Origin of the sequence: Streptomyces sp. BR123, from assembly GCF_013401435.1 — a bacterium.
GTDB lineage: Bacteria > Actinomycetota > Actinomycetes > Streptomycetales > Streptomycetaceae > Streptomyces.
The window spans coordinates 1-1,542 of the sequence record NZ_JACBGN010000583.1 but is presented as its reverse complement, the minus strand read 5'-3'; the positions used below and the strand labels follow the sequence as shown (position 1 = coordinate 1,542).

The 1,542-nt window shown below is 72.4% G+C and carries 2 protein-coding genes; both read right to left on the bottom strand.

The features are described from left to right. On the bottom strand, nt 1-448 hold a 448-nt coding region (locus HYE82_RS36430; RefSeq protein WP_179178503.1), incomplete at its 3' end, for a cellulose binding domain-containing protein. A gap of 130 nt (nt 449-578) precedes the next feature. Then, the gene (locus tag HYE82_RS36425; protein ID WP_179178502.1) at nt 579-1,487 is read right to left on the bottom strand and encodes a 3-hydroxybutyryl-CoA dehydrogenase; all 909 of its coding nucleotides are present in this window, start codon (nt 1,485-1,487) and stop codon (nt 579-581) included. Nucleotides 1,488-1,542 lie beyond the last annotated feature (55 nt).

Here is a 1,542-nt window from a genome sequence, read left to right as displayed (position 1 = left end):
GGCCGGAACCGGGGGAGCACTTCTCCTTGTCGATGAGGCAACCGGTGGGGTTGGCCGGGGCGCCGCCCTTGGCGGCGGTGACGAAGCCGATGGTGGTGGAGGCCCCCGGGGCGAGTCCGGCGGTGTCCCAGCGCGGCGGCTTGACGGTGACGTGGCCGCCGTTGACGGTCTGTTCGCCGTTCCACAGCGAGGACAGGGTGGTCCCGGCAGGCAGGTCGAACTCCAGTGTCCAGTCCTTCAGGGGCCGGCTGCCGGTGTTGGTGATGACGTACTGGCCCGTGTAGCCGGAGTCCCAGCTGCTGGAGCGGGTGAAGGCGGCGCCCGCGGCTGCCGCCTGGGCGGTGCCGGTGAGGGCGATCGCGGTGCCGGCGACGGCCGCGGTCAGCGCGAGCGCTCCGGCCGCCTTCGCCTTGGTGCCGGCGGTGCGGCGGTGTGCGTTCCTGGTCATGACTGCCTGCCTCATCGGTGCGGGGATGGGGGACGGGGCAGCACGCTAGCGATCCGGAACCGGACAAAACGCCAGTTCGGCCGCTCGGGTCGGGATCTTGAGGCCCTCTTAAGGAAGGGATCGGCCGGGGTTAACGGGCGCCCGCCGGATGCTGCGGGTAGGTGTGGAACCCGCGGCCGGTCTTCCGGCCGAGCAGCCCGGCCTGCACCATGCGCCGCAGCAGTGGCGGCGGGGCGTGGAGGGGCTCCTTGAACTCCTCGTACAGGGCCTCGGCGATGGCGGCGACCGTGTCGAGGCCGATGAGGTCGGCGAGCCGGAGCGGGCCCATGGGATGGGCGCAGCCGAGCTGCATCGCGGTGTCGATGTCCGCGGCCGTCGCGAAGCCGGATTCGGCCATGCGGATCGCGGACAGCAGGTAGGGGACGAGGAGGGCGTTGACGACGAACCCGGAGCGGTCCCGCGAGTGGACCGGGTTCTTGCCGAGGGTGTCGCGGGCGAACCCCGCCACCGCGTCCCTCGTGGCGCGGGCGGTGTGGAGGGAGGAGACCACCTCGACCAGGGGCAGTACGGGGACCGGGTTGAAGAAGTGCAGTCCGACGACCCGGTCCGCGCGGGAGGTGGCCCTGCCCAGGCGCATGACGGGCAGGGCGGAGGTGTTGGTCGCCAGGATCGCCCCCGGATCGGCGACGACCTTGTCGAGGGCCGCGAAGACGGCGGTCTTGGTGTCGGCGTCCTCGGTGACGGCCTCGATGACGAGCTGCCGGTCGGCGAGGTCGTCGAGGTCGGCGGAGAACACCAGGCGGGCGAGGGCGTCCTCGGCGGAGAAGCGGTCGAGTTTCCCGCGCTGCACGGCGCGTTCGAGGGAGACGGCGACCCGTTCGCGGGCAGCGCGCGCCAGGGCGGCGTCGGCCTCGCAGACGACCGTGTCCAGGCCGGCGCGGGCGCAGACCTCGGCGATCCCGGCGCCCATCAGGCCCCCTCCGACGATTCCGACACGGCTGATGGCCGTGGTTGTGGTCGTGGGCGTGGTCGTGGTCATGAGCGGGCCCTCCGGGCGGCTTCGGACGAGGGGACGGGCCTGTCTCTTATACACA